Genomic DNA, 20,036 nt, shown 5'->3' on the forward strand with positions numbered 1-20,036 from the left:
AATAATTAGATAAATTTCAGTTTTTGAAAAGGAGTTGCTTCGATGGAGGCAGCTCTTTTTTTTGTTATTAAAAAAGCAACCCTTCAAATCATTGATTTGAAGGGTTTGTTAATTTCATTTCTTGTGGTTTCTCCAGGAATATCCCTTTATTCTGATTTTCAATGATTTAAAACTTTGTTTACTTATGGAAGGGACAAAGAAGAGACAAAAAATAATAAATAAAATCTTTTTTGCCGATATTTGTTTAACCCTGTTTAGTAAACTATGAAAGCAAAGATAAACAATTTTTACAATTTTCTTAATGAACTTCGATATAGGTTTCAAAATATTTTAATGTTAGGTCCTGAAAGTTTCGATGAAGATATTTCTCTTCTAGAATCCATTTATTCAATCAATAAAGAACAGTTTCCATTTGATATTAAGACAGCATTTGAAGAATTGTACACAGAAAATCCCGATAAGATGGAAATGATTTTTTGGGATAAACTCAAAGAATCTTACTACAATTACGAGCAGTTTATAGAATTAGATTATCAATATTTTAAAAATCCAGATTTACCTGAAAAGTTTCAAAACCTATTCTATCACAGTAAACTGCTATCATATAACTATTTTGCCTATGTTTCCCGTATTTATTATTGGTACTATGGCAGAAAAAATGAACATCGAAGTGAAAAAGAAGAGATTACAGTAGGATTTTTAGATGATTACAGTAAGATAATTCCTGATTTATCTGAAAGTAATGCTATGCAAAAAATTCAAAATTACTTTTCTCTTCAATTTGAAATGTTAGAAAACTATATAAAATACATTTACGTAAAAAATGAATTTCACCTTGAAGTTGTTGAGCTCCGAATGTCTGATAATAGCTTTATAAATAAGAGACTGAAAAAATTAGCAAATGAATATTATTCAAAATTGGAAATACTTACAAACTATAAAGATAATATTACAAAATTAGCGATGAATCTAAGGTTTAATTATCCTGATTTTTTAGATAATAAACAGCCAACTGCTAAAAAAGTTACTAAAAGCCAAGAATCACTAAAATTTCTTTATCCAGAAAATGTATTTGATTCACTCTCTCCATATATTACCGAAGAATTTAAGGAATCTTTTAGAAAACTAATTTTTGGTGAATTGGCTAATGTAGTTAAAGAAATTACTTTCAGAGGCGGTTCTAATATGCTTGTGTATTTTCTTAAACAACGTTATGATGAAGGTCATCTAATTGCTGATAGTAAAGAGCAGGTTTCGGAATGGATAATTAAAAACTTTATGTTTTATGATGAAGAAGATTACAAAAAGTTTAAAAAAGATACTATTCAAAAAACTTTAATGAGAGATTGTAAGCCTCCCAAAAAAGAGGTTAAATATCTAATTTAATTTTTTTAGTCCCTTTTTTGTCCCTATTTAAGTACAGGCATTGATTAAGGATAATTCACTAAAGTATTTTTGTATCATAATTTTAAATAAAACATTATGAAACAAGAAAAATTCTTGGAAATTATCACTCAATTAGTGAGTGCCTTTCCGTCAGAAAGCAAAACAGACGAGAAATTAGATTTATTAATTTCAAAATTAGAAAGTAAAGACAAAGATTCTGCGGAATCAGAAAAAGATGAACATCTTTTAATCTCTGAGGTCTGCGAACTTACTAAAAAGAAAAGAACAACTATTTGGCTTTGGGACAAAAAAGGTTTATTAAAGCCTGTTGGTAAGTCTGGTAAAAGTCCTATTTACAGGAAAAGTGATGTCTTGAATTATATTTATAATTCTAAAAAAACAAAGTAAGCGGTAATTTTATCAATTAAAAGAGAAAGAAAAAATGTAATATATTAAAAGAAGATTTTCTTTTTCTCCACCTTCCACAAATACCTAAAAATTTTATTGAACGATTTTAAGCATTGGCAACACCTGTGTGGGTTGTTGCTACTGCTTGAAGTCAATTATTAATCTTTCCTTATTCCTGTAATGGTTTGAGGATACAAAATTATATAAAAAATGACACAAAGTATTAAAAACAATGAAATGATGGCACTTTTGCCAAGATCAGTCAATTACGAACATATCGAACTTTCAGGTAAAGAGAAGATTGAAAAATTTGACATGAATATTGTTAAATTTATTTTACATTCAATCGTCTTTAAATCTGTTGCTTTCAATGGAAATACAGAGGTTGTAAATTATTTTAACCAAAGTTTTTTATCCCGAAATTACTGGGTTGAAACAATCGGTACAGACTATTCAAAATACATTGAACTTTTGAGGGATGAAAAAATAATCTATCGAACCCCTTATCAAAAGAAAACTTGCTTTGGCTATGGCTTGGTTGTTCCATATCGTTATTCAAGAATCATTGTAGAAGTGATTCAAATGAAAGGGGTTCATAAACATCAAAATAAAAAGTTCAATTCAAGCTATACGAAGAAATATGAGAAGCCATTGAGTGATTTTTTTGTTAATACCGATTTTGCTATTGATAGCGATAAAACTGAAAACGATTTATTTGAGAGATATTTTGAGTTAGCTAATTATCCGTTAAAAAAGTCACATGGAGAACCAATTAAAAGTGATTTGAAGTCTTACAGTAGCTACCTTATGGCTTTGAAAAAGATGGCTCAATTCATGAATGGAGATTATATATTTTCCAGAAATAAAACAAGCTCGAACAATAAGAAAACAGGAAAAAAAGATTATAAAACAAAAGGAAGGCTATACACTTCATTTTCTTATCTCAATAAGGAAATCAGACAAAACCTTATCTACAAAGGCGGAAAACTAATTGAAATTGATTTGAAGAATTGTGTACCATATCTTCTTTCTAATCTTTTCAGTGTTACCAACATTAGAATGACCTCCAAGAGAGTAAGTCGTCTACAATCTAATCTTTCTATTTATATGTGTTCGGAAGACTTGAAAACCGTCATGGATAGGGAGATTGAAGACTTCAAAAATTTATGTATTGAAGGAACGGTCTATGATATATTTATTGAGCCTTTGAAAGAAAAGTACGCAGAAAAATGGTCTGATATGTTTATGAGTTATTTTGATAAAAGATACGTTGAAAGTTATGAGCATGACAGAGCTTTAGCCAAACAACTATTTATCATGATGCTATTCGGAATGATTAGCCAATTTACAGAGGTTCAACAAGTGTTTGCTGAGAAATTTCCGATACTATGGGATATTCTAACCACCAAGAAGAGACAAAATTATAAAGCAGTAGCAAAATCACTTTTTGATTTAGAAGGTAGCCTTATGATTGACCAAGTAGCTAAACCACTTATCAAAAGTCATAAGAGAAAGATTCCTGTTTTTAGTGTTCACGACTGCATTGCTACTACAGAAGAAAATATTCCTGTTGTAACTGAGAAAATAGAATCTGTATTTTATAGTAACTTTGGGAATATACCACGAATCTCAATTGATTAGTAAAATACCAATAGACAGGCTGTTTTGGACTACTTTTGGTGTGTTAAAAGAAAGAATATAATGTCTAAAATGAAAAAGCATGCTCAATAGAGCCTGCTTTTTCATTTTATATAATTACTTAAACTTTTTTAGAAGTGAATTGTTGATAAAATTTCCTTCTTAAATTAATATGTTTCTTTAAGCTATGTCGGATAAAAATAAATATTACTAAGCTCAAATAATATTTACGTAATATTTTGTTCAAAAAAATATAATTTCACATTTCACTTTATTGAGATTAAATTTGATTGATTTATTTTATAACAAATTATTAAACATTTAGTTATGGGTGAAAAGAATATAAAAAATCTTATTAGTTCGTTCAGACCACAACCCTTCAAATTTATGGAATTAACTCTTGATGTAATTGAGGGAGACCCAAATCAACCTCGTAAAGCGTTTGGCTTTGGAGCAGGAGGTGATTATAGCCGACTCTTGAAATCAATTTCACATTATGGAATTGAAGACCCTATCAAAGTAAGTGAAATTGAAGAAGGTCGCTTTTTAATTATGGATGGGCATAGAAGATTTTCATGTGCGAAAGAGTTAGAACTTGAAACAGTCCCTTGTAGGGTATATCCTAAAATGAGCGAAGGGGAATTTGAAGCTCGAAGATTTGAAATGCAAAACAATCGCAGAAGTTGGAAACCTATGGAGAAAGCAAATGCTATTCATAAAATTACGGCGGAATATAAGGATGCTACTAAAAAAGAATTAGCTAATTTATTAGGAATCTCACCTGTACATTTATCTCATTATATTGGATTAAGGGATATGAGAGTGGAATATTTAGAATTAATGTCAGACTATAATATGAAAGAATACCAACGTATTGCTTTTATGCAAATGCTCCCTAAACTAAGGAAAATTAAACAATATGAAATTGATAATATTATAAAAATTTTATTTAAAAAAATAAGTGATAATGTTATGTTTGTTGCTAATGATTTTAAAACCTTATCCAAAATTTTCACAAATGCTTCTCTTCATGAAGAGGAAATATTAAATTTTCTTACCGAGCCATTAATGACCGTTAATGAACTTTCTGAAAAATCTCGTCTTTCAGGTTTTTCGAGTCAAATTAAAGGCTTAATAAAAGAGTTAAGTACAAAGAAAAGCCTAAATATTAGGTTGACTGAAAAGGAGCAAAATTTACTTGACGACCTTCACAAACTTATGGGAACTTTTACTGACAATGCTGAATATTTCTCAACAGAGGTTTAAAAATGCGATTGCATATTATCGACATTCTGCTGAAGATAAACAAGAAAACTCAGTAGCAATTCAACGTAGTCACATTGAGCGATTTGCTCATGAGCATAACCTTGAAATAATCCATGAAGAGGTAGATGAAGGAGTAAGTGGGCTACTTGCCAATCGACCTGGATTTGAACGACTTTTTGAACAATGGATTGAAAATCCTACAGCACCTCATTTTGAATATGTTCTGGTTTACGATGTTTCTCGATGGGGACGCTTCCAAGACCAAGACCAAGCAGGGCATTATGTATATTTATGTAAAAAACACAGTAAAGAGGTTGTTTATGTTTCAAGAGGCTTTCCCGATGTATCTAATCAACTATTTTCAAGTTTAGAAATTTCTATTCAAAGATATATGGCGGCAGAGTATAGTCGTCAATTAAGCGAGAAAGTATTTCACGGATGCATAAAAGTTTCACAACAAGGCTATTCTGCGGGAGGAAAAGCAGCCTATGGAATGACACGACAATTACTTGATGTCAACAAAAAGCCTATTCGGATTCTTAATGCAAGGGAGCATAAGCAAATAGCTAATGAACGGGTTACTTTTACACCTAAAAATGATGAAACCACAGAAATTGTTAGGAAAATATTTGATTTATTTGTAAATGAACGATTTTCTATTACAGAAATTGCAGAATATTTTAATCAAAAAGGAATATTTTCAGCGAATACAAAAAAATGGAACACATCGAAAATTATAAGAATTCTTACCAATGAAACTTATATAGGTACTCGAATATATAATAAAACATGGGGAAGGTTGAAGCAAAAATCTGTCAAAAATAAACGCTCAGAATGGGTGGTAGTTCCGAATGCTTTTGAAGCCACGATTGATAAAGAGGTTTTTAACAAAGCACAGGAAAAGATTTATTGGTTGTTTCCAAGTAGTTGGCGAAAAGGAATTTATGCAATCAAGAAAGCTAAAAAAAATATTAACAATGATATTTTAAAGTGGTTAATAAGCAAAGGTGCAAGCGAATTTGAAGCCAATGAAATAATTTTAGAACTACCTATTATTTTTAGTATCAAACTTGAAAATACAACTACTGTGTGTTGGTGTTTTTTGATTTCTGAAAAAATACGAGCCTATGATAATGTACTAGGAATAAGTGTTCTGTATGATTCAAAAAAAATAATTGAAGAGATCTTCGTATTTTCAACTCAAAATTTCACTTCTACGAATTTTCTTATTTTAATGGGAAATAGTTCACTATATTATAAAACTAAAATTGAAACTAAAAATTTAGAAGAAGTTATTTTAAATCTTCTAAAACAAATTAAAGAATCAAGACGATGGTTCAAAAACAAGTATAAATTTTTAGAAAATTTAATGTAATTTATAGGTTGAGTACATGCTTGAAAAGCGTAGTAATAATTATTCGTAAAATGTTGAAAATTATAAAAAAGACTGTAGTAAAAACTACAGTCTAAAGTTACTTTATTGCTTTATCAAATAGTGAAAATCTTGAGGAATGACTGGATTACAAACTTGATGTAAATCCATTGGCTTTCTTTTAAAGATCTGTATTGCGATTTGACCATTTAAAGTTAATCGTCTTACATAAATATCACTAAAACAATCATTTTCCCTAATTGATAATTTTAAATAACTGTTATCTGATGTATATTGACTAAAAGGAGTACGACTTGGGTCTCCTATCCAATTTCCAGATATGGGATAGTGTATGGGATCACTTTGATTTGAATTTATATCGATTAGTGTGTTAATAATTTCAACCCCATTTTTTTTGTATTGGAAGCCTCCTATAATACAATCTTCAAAATATTGCCATACAGGAAATTTAACTTTTTTTACGAGTACAATTTTTATGTATGAAACTCCGTCATCAAGTACCCATGTACCCTCATATGGATTCAATTTGTCTCCAATATCTTTGTAATAAGTATTAGGGGTATTGGTAGGATAGGTATTATGTAGGTTTACAACAGTCTGGCATGATGCTAAACTTGAAGTCAGTATTGTTAAAACTAAAAATAGATTTATATTTTTCATAATTATTCGCAAGGTGTTAAAGTTATTATATTTCCATCGTATGTAAGTTTTGTCCATTTGTTGGTTGTTTTGTCAAATTTATAAAGACCTAGTCCAAAACTACCATATTTTTGTAAAAATTTTATTTCTAATTCTGTGCTATTTTCATTGATTCCAGCATAATATCTATCATCTTCATCTAATAATTTTTGTCTTTTTTCATCATAAGACTTACCCGCCAAATCAGAACGATTTAACATTTCATCTATTTTTGAAGCAATTGAGTCATAATCATCTGTTGCTATTGCATAAATATTAGCTTTTGTAGTGTCATTAGGATTTATTGGATTTGAGCATACAATAATATTATAGGCTACAGCTTTTGAAGGTGCAATATTTTCTTTACATATCTTCATCCACATAATGTCACCAACAGACGGTATCCTTACTCCATCAGAGGGATGATTATGTGCATTTCCTTTAATGTATTCTCCTGTACTTACGACTACTGAAAAACCATCTCCTATTTTTAAGTTCGTATCATAATCATAATCCTGTGTAGAGTTGTTATACTTCCGACTTATTTCATAAGTATATTCTTGCTTTAGTAAAGTTTTGCTCTTTAATTCTTCAAGCGCATTATTTACTTTGGAGTCTTGTTTGGCTTTCGTTAAAGTTTCACATGGAGATTGTGGTGGCAATAATTCTTCATCATCAAGATTGCCACCTCCATTATTTCCTGCACATTGAGGAGCTATCCTGTAAAATGGCATACCACTTTGTGTACAAGGATCTACAGGGGGGATTCCTTCAGGAGATGGAGAACCGCCTCCGCCTCCACCACTGCCTGGTGAAGTTCCTGTTCCTGGGCTATAGATAGGATCATCAAAAGTACCACTACCAATAGTTGTACAAGAATAAGAAAGACAAGTTCCACATTTATCACAGTTTTTCCATGATTTTCCTTCTTTACAATGCCAGCTAGTAACACAAATGTCAACCATTATTGTCATTTTTGAAGTATCATAATGAGGGTTGCTGGGAGATTTGAAATCGTTTAGCCAAACTCTTCCATAGGTGTTTGAGTTTTCTTGGTGTTGATCTCCATCAAACATATCATAGGGAATGCCTGTAAAAGATTCAGTCCCAAAAGTCTGATGATCTACATACATGAACGTGTAAAACATTTGCGTTCTTGCTTTTATATCGATTTCCGTATTGTAAACTAGATTTTTCAGTATTGAATTGTCATAATTTTTGACATTAAGTACTGAATTTTTTTCATCTAAATTAGCAAAGAGGATAGAGCTTAATGTTTCATTATCGTATGACAAAGGAATCATGAGTCCTGTTGCTCCTTCAGCGTCAAAGATCTGCATTTTGTCCCAGATTGGTATTCCTCTTTGATCTGGCATTGTTGATAAGAAATCTGTTTCCTTATTGTAAGCTTCCAAAATATTTATATAGTCAACACCTGCTTTTGAATAAATATCTGATTGGTGTTTAAAGAAATTAGCATTGTTTCGTTGTGGATCGGTTTCGGCTTTTGCAAAATCCTCATTTCTACAAGAATATAAAACAATACTCAAGGTTATCAATAGTGACAACCACAAAAAAAACTTGTTTTTCATTTACGTCGGTTATTAATTTTTTATGTTGAACTTATTTTATCATTTTTAAAATGATAATTCTGTAAAGTTATAGCGACAAAACGACAAAAGTTGTCGTTTTATTGTCTTCTTTATTTATTTAATAATTTTGTAATATTTAAAAATTAATTTTAAGCAATACAAAAGGTAGTATGCACAGCCAGTGTAAAACACAAGGAATATGAACAATATCAAAATAAGAGATACATCATCCCAAATACAGTACTGTTTGTATTCAAATGATGGTATGCAACTTCTTTGAAACTGCAACATCATTTTGCGTTATTAAAAGGGTTTTTTCCCTCACGCATAAACACAGTTCCCATTTTTTGATATTGGATAGGTTGCTGTTTAACACATACCGTATAAATCCCGCTTCCGAAGCCATTTTGCGCTCTGATTATAATTACCTCTTTTTCACCAACACCATTGTCTATGGCAACAAATTTCTTTAATCTGTTATTTTTGATTGGTTCTTTGAAATCTTTTGGTAAATCACACTCTTTAGCTATTTGTGATTCTTTCGGCTTTTCTTCCTGTGCGAAATAAAAAGTTGGTAATGCGAACATTAAAGTAAAAATTAATTTTTTCATGTATTTAAAATTTTAAGATTATTCCAATTCGATTTTCATCATATATTTTAAGAATGTTTGCTCGTTCGGATATGTGAACGAAACAAGGCTTTTTGGAATTGTAGTGAGAAAAATTTCCACCGTCAACTTTGACAACAGTGTTTAGGATTCCATCACCCTGCTTTTGAGATTTTACAATGACATAAGTTCCCGAATATGCGGAGTAGGGGTAAATTGTAATTTCAAATCTGTCTTTGTAAACCTCTGCTGTTGCTATTTGAATAGGTTTAAAAGTTACTTCATTGGTAAATTTGATTTTACTGTAATTGAAGACAAGTTTTTGCATCAATGGATTTCCCCTTTGATTTCTTACTTGCTCGTTAAGATTTCGAGTTTCTTCTTCAGCCCTTCTTTCCTTTTTGCTCATAAAATAGCCAATAGTTAGAAATGTAATTATTCCTACAATCCCCCAATTGATTTCAAGTTCGCCCCTGTTATTGCTCGAACATGATACTACAAATACTGTTAAAAAAGATAATGTAAATAGTCGGCTCATATTAATAGCTGTTTCCTCGTAATCGTTCAATTGTGCCTGAAAATTCTGAACTACTGATATTGCCGTAGCTTTGAAAAGCTTCAAATAAAATGTTGTAATCCTCCAATCGTCTGTTTTGAATTGCACCAAGCAACTCATGACCCATCACAATAAAATAGTCTCGTTGATTCGGATTTAGACTTCTTAAATCAATTCTTAGTAAATGTTGCTCATAATTTGACATTGCAACATCGGTCAATTCAAATATCGCAAGATACTTAGTAAGGATTTTCTGTTGATTGATTTTTTTTGTGAAGTCTGTTGCATTGTCGGAAATTGCTTTTACGACTGTTAGCATTGCCAATTTTTGCCTTTTGTTAAGGCTTCTTACGGTGTCTGTGGAAAATAAAATACTCATTTCTATTAAATTTTATGCTTGATTTTGAGCAATAAAAAAGTGTGAGGAATTCACACTTCGTCAGAAAAGGTATTTGGCGTAACCCTACAAACAAAAGCAGAATCCCCACACCATAGGGTGGGTTATCCACTATTTGCCTTTGTTTGTATTTTAAAATCGCCAAATTTTATTCTGCCAAAGCAAATAAGTCAACACTTATTTTATCGTTAATGTCTTCTAAAAATAGCTTGTCAGCTTTTTAGATAAATTTTTCTATATCAATAATTAAACCGTTTTAAATGTTTATAGTTTGCAAAAGTGCTAAAAAAAATTATATTACAAGGTTATTTTTTACGTTGATATAATTTTATTACTTCATACTTAAAAATTGTTCATATAATATCTTCGAATAATAATTACCATATCTACGAATAATATATCTACTTAAAACGATTGGAATTAGATACAAGATAAAGCAAATTATCCCTGTAATTATTTGGTCTTCTAATTTATTGTATGCTCCATACCAAAAAATTGCAATTGCAAAAATAACTGCAATTAAGCTTCCACCAATTAAATTTCTCCAAAAACCATATTCAATATTATGCTGTAGTAACAAATTATCACCTCGCAAAACGTTTCTAATTTGAGAAACAGCAGTAACAATTAATTTGCGAGCATCATTTTCATTTTGCGTTTCTGATTGAGCATCAGCCAAAACTATTTTAAATTCTTTTTTGATTTTGTTGCGAATTTTATCTTTTATTGGTGTAGGATAGTGTGTGTCACTAATCAATAAATGGTTGGTAGTTGGCATTAATAATTCTTCTCTAAAATGTAATCGTTGAAAAATTTCTTTTGCAACAATTCGATTTACTTGAACACATAAAAAAATAATTGCTCCTGATAGCCCAAAATGCGCTATAAACGGTAAAATGTCATAGACATTTTTTAAGGCATCTGCATACTGGACGGCAATAATTTTATTAACAAAGATAAGCATCGGTATGGATGTTATCAATGCGGGGAAAAGTCGAGCACGATAAAAATATGGATTTGTAAGCATTTTTTACATTATATTTTAATTATTTTATTTCCAAATCAGAAAAATAATATGGTTTATCTGCTGGATGTAGAGTACAAGACGGATTTCCTCGATTTGAGAAGATAATCATAACGGGACAATCTGTCAAGTAATTTTTTTCAATAGCAATTTCCGTAAGACTTTTTACATCTGTTTCACTTGGGTGATTATTCGTTGAAGGATGGGAATGCCACTCGCCAACATAAGTTGTAGTTTGATTGGAGTTCTGATAAATTTCATCTAAAAAGTTCTGACAAAATTCAATATCCTTTTCAAACTTGGTTGATGACATTACTGCTTTTGGTCCTGGACCTGAAACATGAGTAATGACTATATTACCTTTTTCATCTTTAATTCCTGCCATAACTCCGCCTGTTTCTATGGTTGGATTTTTACGGATTAAGTCTTGCATGAATGAGATACAATCTTTACTTATTATAACCTGTATTTTCTGCTTATTATTACAATAAACACATTCATTGTGTGGTGGAATGTATTGACTGTATATACTGTTTGAATTTATAGTAGTCCCATCAATTGTATCGGTTGACCAAATCCAATGATTATTTTCCGATTCTCCACTTTGAAGATGTTCAATGATAAATCTTGAAGCTATTGAAGCAATTAGTTTTAAATCTGCGGCACTTGCGGGTCTAATAGGGTTATTACATTCGTTTTTTAGTGTAGGATATTCCGCATCTTCAGGAATCTCAATGAAATATTCATTTTCACTTCTATAAAGACTTAAACAATGGAAGCAAGCATCTTTTTCAGGGACTACTCTGAAAATTCGAGCAGTTTTCCCACCCCGTAAAGCTCTAACATAAAATGCAGGCTTATTTGATAAAATCAACTGCTGATTAATAAATCCTTCAACATTATCATCAGCAATTGAACAGATTGTAATAGAATTATCTGCCAAATTTTCTGGATCTAGCTGATATAAATCACCATAATTAGGTAAGATTTTTATAAAAGGATTGTGATTATTAAGTATTTGCCATACCGCTAGCACCTTTGGAATACCAATGTATTCCATGCCAGCTAAATGTCTTACAGCGTTATGTGCATGCATTATTTGGTTATCAACAAGCATTATCTCTCCAATACCTGCTTTAGTCGCACAATCAGCAATCTCGCTTCCCAATGCTCCTACTCCAAAAATATTAATTGATTCATCTTTTAGAATATCATAATCAGCTCTTTTGCTATTTCGTTGATGAAATGATTCTTCTGTTAGCTTTTCAGATTGAATGGCTTCAATCTTATCGTAACAATCAAAAATTTCTTTTATTTTTTGCGTATTGTCAGTTTGCCCGATTATATATCCTTCTGAAACTTCTTTTTTTAAAATTTTAAAAAGTTGAAATTCGTTAATACCTTTTCTGTTTGAAAATCTTAATCCTAAATAGAAATATCCATCCAAGCTCTTAAAATTGTGAATCGATTGGGATAACCTAATTAACCCATGCTGATAGTCTCCATTACCGATAATAGTAATAAGCTCTTCAATTGTACCAAAAGGAGAGGGTTCTGAGTTTATATGAAACCAAGATGCTTTTAGTAGAGTTTTATCCTTTAACAATCCTTGAACGGTACTGGTTTTAGAATATAAATCGAGAGAAGTTTTAATATCTTTTATTCCAAATCTGGTAAGGTCAATGTCGATTTGTGTAAAAATCCCGTTTTTGTGACCATCAATAAAACAACCGAAGTATATGTATTTGTTTTCAGTGAAAATTGGGTCTTTTGGAATAAATTTAAAAAGGTTAGCATAACAATCTCCTTCTGTTAAGGATAAATCCAAAAATTGTTCAGAGTAGAAAAATTTTACATCTGAGCTGATATTATTAAAATGAGCAATGAAATTGACATCTTCACTATCGGGAGGATATTCTCCAGTAATATGTCCTATGTGCCAATCTGTAACACGTTGAAGTATTGTTGAAATTCCATAAATGCTTATTGGTTTATCCAAATCCTCCCTTTCTAAAGTACATAATTCCCCCGAGCTATTCTGGTGTCGAAGATTATAGTAAAGCTTTGTGAAAGATTTAATATTTTCAAGTGCTTCAGAAAATTGTAACTTTGATAGCTCAACAATTTCTTCTTGTGATAATTGTCTTTCCAGTGGGAAAATCATTGGCAATCGATATGGGGTTGCATCTGAATACAAGACTAAGATTGGAAAGCGATGTAAACCATTTGCTCTCACAACAATATTGCCATGAGAGATAAATAGATTATCACGATATTGAAAGAGTTCCCTGTAATTACTATCATTTGCCAAAGCATTACTTTCTCTGCGTAAAAACTCTGGATGTTTTTTAAACCACTGTAACATTACCCCATAGGTTTATTATCAATCCTTGATGTTTGTACTCCAATGTAAACATTTTTGGATGCATCATTTTTTTCATTTTCACCTCCATTCTCAGATATACCGTATTTTTCAATTAATTCTTTATCAGTTTTAACAGTTATGTTACCATAAGAGTCAATGTCTACGATTACCGATTCAATGTTAGCACCAAGATGTAAAATACCATCCTCGTCAATATGCTTCTTATATAGTTCCATAGCATCGTCATGTGGATGTTCATGTGGGCTTTCACTTTGCTTGGGAGCACTTATTATTAAGTAAGACGGTTTTATATATTCAATATGTGTTTCATAAACATCCTTATCATCTTTTCCATTTTTAAAAAATGTTCGGGAACCATGGTGGCTTGCACTTAATACATCAGCAGGTAAACTATCTTTATGATATTCTGTTATATGCTCTTTCCATGCTTCTTTATCAGAATCACCAGTCATTAAAATACTTTTTGGATTCGTTCCATAAGTAAATTTTATTACACCACATTGCTCATGAATTCTCTTATTTCTTTCATCTGCATCACCCTCTTGAATATCTTCACATAAATATTGTGCAGGAGATATGACTTGAAAATCAATTAAACCTAACTTTTTTGTAGTTGGTACGTTCTCAGATGTCCTGATTTTGTTAAGTTCATTAGTTCCTAACAAAAAATATTCATTGCTTTTTCCTACTTTTTTTAAAACTTCAGTAAAAACCTCATATTTTTCTTTATGTTTCCCGCCAGCTTTATGATTTGAATGCCAGACTTCAGAAAATCCAATTTCATCATATATTTCTTTAATACCACCTATGTGGTCGTTATGTGGATGAGTATTGATAAAAGTTGAAAGTTTACCACCGTTACTGAATAGCTCTTTAAATAAGTAAACTAAATCGATTTCATTTTCTTCATTATCCTTGTCAGAATCCACTAATACATACATATAATCATTTACATTTTGACCTGTTGGAATGACCATTAATGTTGCCTCACCTTGTCCTGTGTATAGAAAGACAGTTCGGAAGATACCTGCTTGGGTAGGTTTGATAATTTTTTCTGCTACAGTCATAAAAATATTTTGTGTTATTGTTATAGTAGTTAAAACACAACTGTTAATCCAAACTATACAGAATGAATAAATTGTCACTTTATTTAATGAAAAAATATTTATTATATATTTTTAATGAAAAAATGACAGTAATGGGTTGTGAGTGATGCTAAAATGTCAATTTTTTATCTTTACGAAATGTATATAGAAACAATAGGTATCTAAACAAAAAGCCCCACCTTAGGGCAAGTTTTTGGTAGTACCCCCACTTGTTGAAAGTCGGGCAAAAGTTTTCAGGCTGTCTAAAAACCTCAACACTTTTTTTGAACATTTTTAGACTGTAACCCAAAGTTAGAACAGGTTTGAGAGAATTTTGCACAGGTTTAAAATATTTCTTCTGTTTCATTCAAAAGTACCCTAAAATTAACACATTTGGCACAGTTTTCGAGTAATAAAAACCAACAAAAAACCCCGTCAATACTACCAATATTGAACGGGGATGTGTAAAAAATTCTAACGCTAATTAAAACTTACTTACAATGGCAAAGTTAACAAATTGTCTTGATACTTTCAGTATCTATGTCGGAACGTATGCAAAGTACAACGAAGGAAGCCTATACGGGGCATGGCTTGAACTTTCAAATTATTCATGTTATGACGAGCTTTTAAAAGCTATGCACGAATTACACCAAGACGAGCAAAACCCCGAATTTATGTATCAGGACTACGAATGCAGTGAGTTCTTTATCAAACAAAAGCTAATCAGCGAATGTCATCTTTCAGTAAACATTTATGAGATAGGCAAACAAATCGACAATTCGGATTATGATTTTGAGGTTATAGAAGCCTATGCAGAGTGCATGAGTTATTCTCATGAAGACGTAAGAGACCTATTAAACAGTCTTTCAGATTCTTATTATGGCGAATACAGTTCGGATGAAGATTTTGCGCAGACTACTTTAGAACAGGACGGCTCAATTCCTGAAAACCTACCTTCTTACATTTACATTGATTGGGAAGTAACCGCCAGACATTTGATGTATGATTATATGAGTTCTAACGGATATTACTTCCGAAACTAATTACAATAAAAATCTTTGCACCTTGCTTAATTGCAGGGTGCTTTATAACATTTACAATTATGAGAGCACGATATATTAGAGTCAGTACAGGAGCGCAGAATACGGCAAGACAGGAAGAACGCCAAGCAAAAGACGAAAAGGTTTTTATTGATGTTGTTAGCGGTTCTACTCCTTTTAAGGATAGAGAACAGGGAAGGGAATTGATAAAAGCAATTGAAGGAAGTAAAATTAATTATGTCTCGGTAAGTTCTATTGATAGGCTTGGAAGAAACCTGTATGATATTCTTACGACTTTGGAATTTTTCAAAGAAAAGGGCGTTATTCTCAAAGTTGATAATCTCGGAATAGAAAGCCTGATTAAGGGTAAAGAGAATCAAGCATTCAAACTTATTATTTCTGTTATGGCTAACATTGCCGAAATGGAGCGTGAAACCATTTTAGAGCGTCAACGAGAGGGGATTGCACTCGCAAAAGCTAAAGGAATCTACAAAGGACGTGAAAAAGGCTCTACGGAGAGCATAGAAGATTTCCTATCTAAGTATAAAGAGGTGATTAAGAATCTCAAAAAAGGAAATTCTATCAGAGATACGGCTAAAATTTGTTCGGTCAGCATTGGAACTGTTCAGAAAGTCAAAAATAATATCTGATGTGATGAGGGTAGACCACTCAAAGAAAATGAAATTATCACTATCGATAAATCAAAAAGTAGGCAAAAAAGGAGCTATTTATACTATTGGGGCTGGTGTCTCTCTTTATTATTTATATATCTAAAATGGTACTTAATTTAGTTGCCTATTGATTTTTTCAAAATAATAAAATTCCACAATTTTTAGCTACATAGATAATCTATGAAAAAAGAGCCTAATTTACAAAATTGTAATAGTTTAGGCTCCTAAAATATTTATATGAATATTTTTGTTATTCCATTTATTGATAAAATAAGAATTTATCAATAAAATAGGATTTTATTTTTTCCATGCAGAATGTAAACTGTCAGCTACCATTTCACGGGAAAACTGAACATATTTTTTGAAAGATTTGTAATCTTTATGACCTGTAATTTCTCTGATGAACTCTTCATTCATACCATTAATCAACGAGTTTGTAATGAAAAATACCCTTCCATAATGCATTGTTAAATAATCGTGAGCATTTTTTTCTACTGTAATCTCATTTTTACCTGAATATTTTACAAACCGTATCTTAGCATCAAAACCAATCGTTTCAAAAAGTTTTTTAATTTCTCTATTACAGAATTGATTAGTAGGTATTTTTAGCCTACCATAGCGTTCTGTATGAGCTTTGATTATTTCTTTTGGTATATCTAATAAAGGTATATCAAGCATTTCTTTAGCTTTTTTGATATGTAATCGTAAAAAATCTTCTGTAACGTCTTCTGGTCTCATGTTTTGAATATCAACAAATCTCAAACCTGTATAGGAGCTAAAAATGAAAATATCCCTTACGATGTTACTATAATCATCTTCGAAATCAGTTGTTCTCAATTTTTCTACTATTTCAGGAGTAAGCTTTATTTTTTCAGAATCATCTTTAAAAACCAAGAACTTTTTAAATTCCATATTATTATGAAATCGTCTTTCTCCTGCCCAATTCATAAATGTTTTAAGTATTGTTACATATTTTCCAATAGTAGAGTTGTAGAAGTTTTTTTCAATGAAATATGCCAATAACTCATCATAGAAGTTAAGCGTAATGTTTTGAAATGACATATCAAATTTCATTTCAGTTGAAAACGTTTGAAGATGGTTTTTACACGTTTTATAGGTCTTTATTGTATTTTCTGATACAGATTGTTTTCTAACATCAATAAATTCATTAAAAACGCTTAATACGTCTTTTTTTCTAGCAGTTGTTGTATTGACGGGTGTAATCTTGTGTTCAAATTCTTTTTCTAAAATTTCTTTAGATAGGGGCTGTTCTTTCAATAAGTACTCCCGCTCAATCTCTTTTAAGATTTTAACAGTGTTTTCGATTTTCAGATTTTTAATTGCTGATTCGGGAGCTAGTTGTCTCACTTTTGTCCCCGTCCATTGTGAGGGTTTTACTTTTACCCCTGTGGAGCGTTTCAGTCTCTGACCTTTTAAGGTTGCTGAGACGTACACCATTGTTTCGGTTGCCTTTGTAGGCTCTTTTAAAAAAAATGCAATGTTCATAGTTCTATTTTTGTTTCAAAATTAGTCTGTGATACAGTTGAAAATCTTTTTAAATTGTCCTCAGGGACAACAAAGGGACAAAAAAGGACTAAATTTGATGAAACAATAATAAACATCACTAAAACAAAAATCCCTTCTAAACATTGTTTAAAAGGGATTTTTTTGATTGATTAAGTTAAATTGTGTTTAACTTTTGTGGTTTCTCCAGGAATCGAACCAGGGACACATGGATTTTCAATCCATTGCTCTACCAACTGAGCTAAGAAACCATTTAATTTTTACTTCTTTTTTTGAAGTGGTGCAAAAGTAATAATAATTATCAACCTTTACAATTTTATTTAAAACAATTTTGAAAAGAAAACCACCTTTTTACAGGTGGTTTTGTGTGGTTTCTCCAGGAATCGAACCAGGGACACATGGATTTTCAATCCATTGCTCTACCAACTGAGCTAAGAAACCATTCTTTTTTACTTCGTTGTTTTAAAGTGATGCAAAAGTAGTAAGTTTTCGTATATGAAGCAAGTATTAACAATACTTTTTTTAACAAAACTTAAAAACCTATTGATTTTCAGCCGGATTATTTTCCTGCTCCTTCCTGATCTGGTCGCTCATTTCCTCTAATACAGGCTTAATCGTGCTTTCGGGAAGATCACTGATCCTGATGTACATCAACCCGTCGATCGCATCATTGAAGTTGGGATCTACATTGAAGGCGATCACTTTTGCGTTTTGTTTGATATATTTTTTTATTAAAACAGGTAATCTCAACTCCGGTTCAAGGTCATCGATGATTTTATCTAATTTATTCAAATCAGATTCCATTTCCTCGAAAAAGATATTTTTATCCCGGTCACGAAGTTTTACCTTATATTCGTTTCTTGGTGTAATGTATTGAGCAACAGCGGAATCGTAATAATTTGAGCGCATAAACTCAATCATTAATGATTTTGAAAATTCAGAAAATTTATTGGAAATACTTACGCCTCCCATCAAAAATTTATGATCGGGATTTCTTAGGCAGACATGCACAATTCCTCTCCATAAAAGGAAAAGTGGTAGTGGTTTCTGCTGGTATTCCTGACAGATATACGCTCGTCCCATTTCAATCACCTTTTTAAAGAAAGGATGAATATCCTGCTCAAATTCGAATAAAGAACTTGTATAAAAACCTTTGATTCCGGATCTTTTCATCACTTCTTTACCCAGCGCCATTCGGTAAGCGCCGACCAATCGTTCCTCGGCATTATCCCAAAGGAAAAGATGGTGGTAATGTTTATCGTATTCGTCCAAATCGAAAGGAAGATTACTTCCTTCACCCACAGCACGGAATGTAAGCTCTCTCTGACGTCCGATTTCCCTCATGATCGATGGGATTTCTTCGTAGTTCGTAAAGTAAACTTCATAATTTCCATTACTGAAAAACATTTTATCTGTGCCTTTCAGTTTGTTGATGTCTTTAATGATGTCTTCTTTCGGAGTTTCGTCGATGATATTCTGAACGATATTTTCTTCTTTTAATAAAGGAAATTTTACCGATAAATTCTGAAGATTGATACTTTGAGCCAATGATTTTCTCTTTTCGTAGTAAGATTTCATCATATAAACCTTACGCTTCAGAAATTCGCCCAGTTCTTCAATAGTTTCCATATCATCCATCGCTTTTACGGCAATAGGTTTTCCGATTCTGATACGGATTGGCTTTTCTCTGTCGTTCATCATTTCTGCAGGAAGCATCAATGTCTGTAAATTCGGGTGTATTTTTGAAACCTGATAAAATAATCGGCTGTTTTTAGCGTGGAAATACATAGGAACCACCGGCACTTTTGCCATTTTTATCAGCTTAAGAGCCGGTTTTTCCCATTCTTTATCTAAAATCTCTCCGTAAGGATTGTTCTTATTCGAAACTTCTCCTGCCGGAAAAATACCTACGCAACCTCCGTTCTGCAGGTGCTTTAAAGTTTCCCGCATTCCGGAAGAGCTGTTATAGGCGTCTTTTCTTTTTTCAAAAGGGTTTACAGAAATCACGTATGGCTCCATCGGCTTGATCTTTTCCAAAAGAAAATTACCCATCACCTTGAAATCCGGACGAACTTCCGATAAGATTTTACACATTAAAATTCCGTCAATAGCACCAAGCGGATGATTCGAAACCAGAATAAACGGTCCCGTTTTCGGAATTTTTGCCAAATCTTCTTCAAAAGCTATATAGCTTAGGTTTCTTTCTCTTACAAATGAGTCGAAAAAGTCTTTGCCTTCCTTGTCTTTTAGTTTATCGTATAGTCTGTTTACTTCATTTATTTTAGCAATGCTCATAACAGCAGATGCCACAGGATTCTTAAGAAATCCTATTTTACTTAAGCCGGAAGCTTTTATCAGATCGTTTTTCGAAATTAAACTCATAT

The 20,036-nt window shown here is 31.6% G+C and carries 17 protein-coding genes and 2 tRNA genes; 7 read left to right on the forward strand and 12 right to left on the reverse strand.

Features of this window, described 5'->3' with window-relative positions; translation table 11 throughout:
* Positions 1-333: 333 nt before the first annotated feature.
* From BMX24_RS02300 to BMX24_RS02320, 5 genes are all read left to right on the forward strand, one after another.
* Positions 334-1,386 (forward strand): hypothetical protein, encoded by a 1,053-nt coding sequence (locus tag BMX24_RS02300; RefSeq protein WP_170835639.1) that lies wholly within the window; start codon positions 334-336, stop codon positions 1,384-1,386.
* A gap of 96 nt (positions 1,387-1,482) precedes the next feature.
* Positions 1,483-1,794 carry a helix-turn-helix transcriptional regulator gene (locus BMX24_RS02305; RefSeq protein ID WP_089790466.1) on the forward strand — a complete coding sequence of 104 codons (312 nt, stop codon included), beginning with the start codon at positions 1,483-1,485 and terminating at the stop codon, positions 1,792-1,794.
* A 210-nt stretch (positions 1,795-2,004) separates the two neighbouring features.
* Positions 2,005-3,435 (forward strand): hypothetical protein, encoded by a 1,431-nt coding sequence (locus BMX24_RS02310; protein WP_089790467.1) that lies wholly within the window; start codon positions 2,005-2,007, stop codon positions 3,433-3,435.
* 324 nt (positions 3,436-3,759) lie between these two features.
* Complete coding sequence (locus BMX24_RS02315) at positions 3,760-4,698, forward strand: ParB/RepB/Spo0J family partition protein (protein WP_089790468.1); 939 nt, start codon at positions 3,760-3,762, stop codon at positions 4,696-4,698.
* On the forward strand, positions 4,670-6,073 hold the full coding sequence (locus BMX24_RS02320) for a recombinase family protein (RefSeq protein WP_089790469.1): 1,404 nt from the start codon (positions 4,670-4,672) through the stop codon (positions 6,071-6,073). The genes BMX24_RS02315 and BMX24_RS02320 overlap by 29 nt, the downstream gene beginning before the upstream one ends.
* 102 nt (positions 6,074-6,175) lie before the next feature.
* On the opposite strand, the gene BMX24_RS02325 is transcribed toward BMX24_RS02320, so the two are convergent.
* From BMX24_RS02325 to BMX24_RS02360, 8 genes are all read right to left on the reverse strand, one after another.
* Positions 6,176-6,751 carry a DUF6705 family protein gene (locus BMX24_RS02325; protein WP_089790470.1) on the reverse strand — a complete coding sequence of 192 codons (576 nt, stop codon included), beginning with the start codon at positions 6,749-6,751 and terminating at the stop codon, positions 6,176-6,178.
* Between the two features lie 2 nt (positions 6,752-6,753).
* Positions 6,754-8,361 (reverse strand): hypothetical protein, encoded by a 1,608-nt coding sequence (locus tag BMX24_RS02330; protein ID WP_139176691.1) that lies wholly within the window; start codon positions 8,359-8,361, stop codon positions 6,754-6,756.
* 290 nt (positions 8,362-8,651) lie between these two features.
* Positions 8,652-8,972 carry a hypothetical protein gene (locus BMX24_RS02335; RefSeq protein WP_089790472.1) on the reverse strand — a complete coding sequence of 107 codons (321 nt, stop codon included), beginning with the start codon at positions 8,970-8,972 and terminating at the stop codon, positions 8,652-8,654.
* Positions 8,973-8,976: 4 nt separating this feature from the next.
* Complete coding sequence (locus BMX24_RS02340; protein WP_139176694.1) at positions 8,977-9,507, reverse strand: hypothetical protein; 531 nt, start codon at positions 9,505-9,507, stop codon at positions 8,977-8,979.
* A 1-nt stretch (position 9,508) separates the two neighbouring features.
* Positions 9,509-9,904, reverse strand: coding sequence for a hypothetical protein (locus tag BMX24_RS02345; RefSeq protein ID WP_089790474.1), 396 nt, complete (start codon positions 9,902-9,904; stop codon positions 9,509-9,511).
* A 349-nt stretch (positions 9,905-10,253) separates the two neighbouring features.
* Positions 10,254-10,949 carry a hypothetical protein gene (locus BMX24_RS02350; RefSeq protein ID WP_089790475.1) on the reverse strand — a complete coding sequence of 232 codons (696 nt, stop codon included), beginning with the start codon at positions 10,947-10,949 and terminating at the stop codon, positions 10,254-10,256.
* A 19-nt stretch (positions 10,950-10,968) separates the two neighbouring features.
* Entirely contained in the window at positions 10,969-13,311 is a 2,343-nt protein-coding gene (locus BMX24_RS02355; protein ID WP_089790476.1) for a ThiF family adenylyltransferase, read from the reverse strand.
* The gene (locus tag BMX24_RS02360; RefSeq protein WP_089790477.1) at positions 13,311-14,399 is read right to left on the reverse strand and encodes a ComEC/Rec2 family competence protein; all 1,089 of its coding nucleotides are present in this window, start codon (positions 14,397-14,399) and stop codon (positions 13,311-13,313) included. Before BMX24_RS02360 ends, BMX24_RS02355 begins: the two co-directional genes overlap by 1 nt.
* 518 nt (positions 14,400-14,917) lie before the next feature.
* On the opposite strand from BMX24_RS02360, the gene BMX24_RS02370 reads away from it, so the two are divergent.
* Positions 14,918-15,460 (forward strand): antirestriction protein ArdA, encoded by a 543-nt coding sequence (locus tag BMX24_RS02370; protein WP_089790479.1) that lies wholly within the window; start codon positions 14,918-14,920, stop codon positions 15,458-15,460.
* 59 nt (positions 15,461-15,519) lie between these two features.
* The gene (locus BMX24_RS02375; RefSeq protein ID WP_089790480.1) at positions 15,520-16,107 is read left to right on the forward strand and encodes a recombinase family protein; all 588 of its coding nucleotides are present in this window, start codon (positions 15,520-15,522) and stop codon (positions 16,105-16,107) included.
* A gap of 318 nt (positions 16,108-16,425) precedes the next feature.
* Here BMX24_RS02375 and BMX24_RS02380 read toward each other — a convergent pair whose 3' ends face one another.
* The 4 genes from BMX24_RS02380 to BMX24_RS02395 form a co-directional block, all read right to left on the reverse strand.
* Positions 16,426-17,634 carry a tyrosine-type recombinase/integrase gene (locus BMX24_RS02380; protein ID WP_089790481.1) on the reverse strand — a complete coding sequence of 403 codons (1,209 nt, stop codon included), beginning with the start codon at positions 17,632-17,634 and terminating at the stop codon, positions 16,426-16,428.
* 196 nt (positions 17,635-17,830) lie between these two features.
* Positions 17,831-17,903, reverse strand: a tRNA-Phe gene (locus BMX24_RS02385).
* A gap of 117 nt (positions 17,904-18,020) precedes the next feature.
* Positions 18,021-18,093: transfer RNA gene (locus BMX24_RS02390), tRNA-Phe, on the reverse strand.
* Between the two features lie 99 nt (positions 18,094-18,192).
* Complete coding sequence (locus BMX24_RS02395; RefSeq protein WP_089790482.1) at positions 18,193-20,034, reverse strand: lysophospholipid acyltransferase family protein; 1,842 nt, start codon at positions 20,032-20,034, stop codon at positions 18,193-18,195.
* Between the last annotated feature and the right edge of the window lie 2 nt (positions 20,035-20,036).

It is taken from the genome of Chryseobacterium wanjuense, from assembly GCF_900111495.1.
GTDB lineage: Bacteria > Bacteroidota > Bacteroidia > Flavobacteriales > Weeksellaceae > Chryseobacterium > Chryseobacterium wanjuense.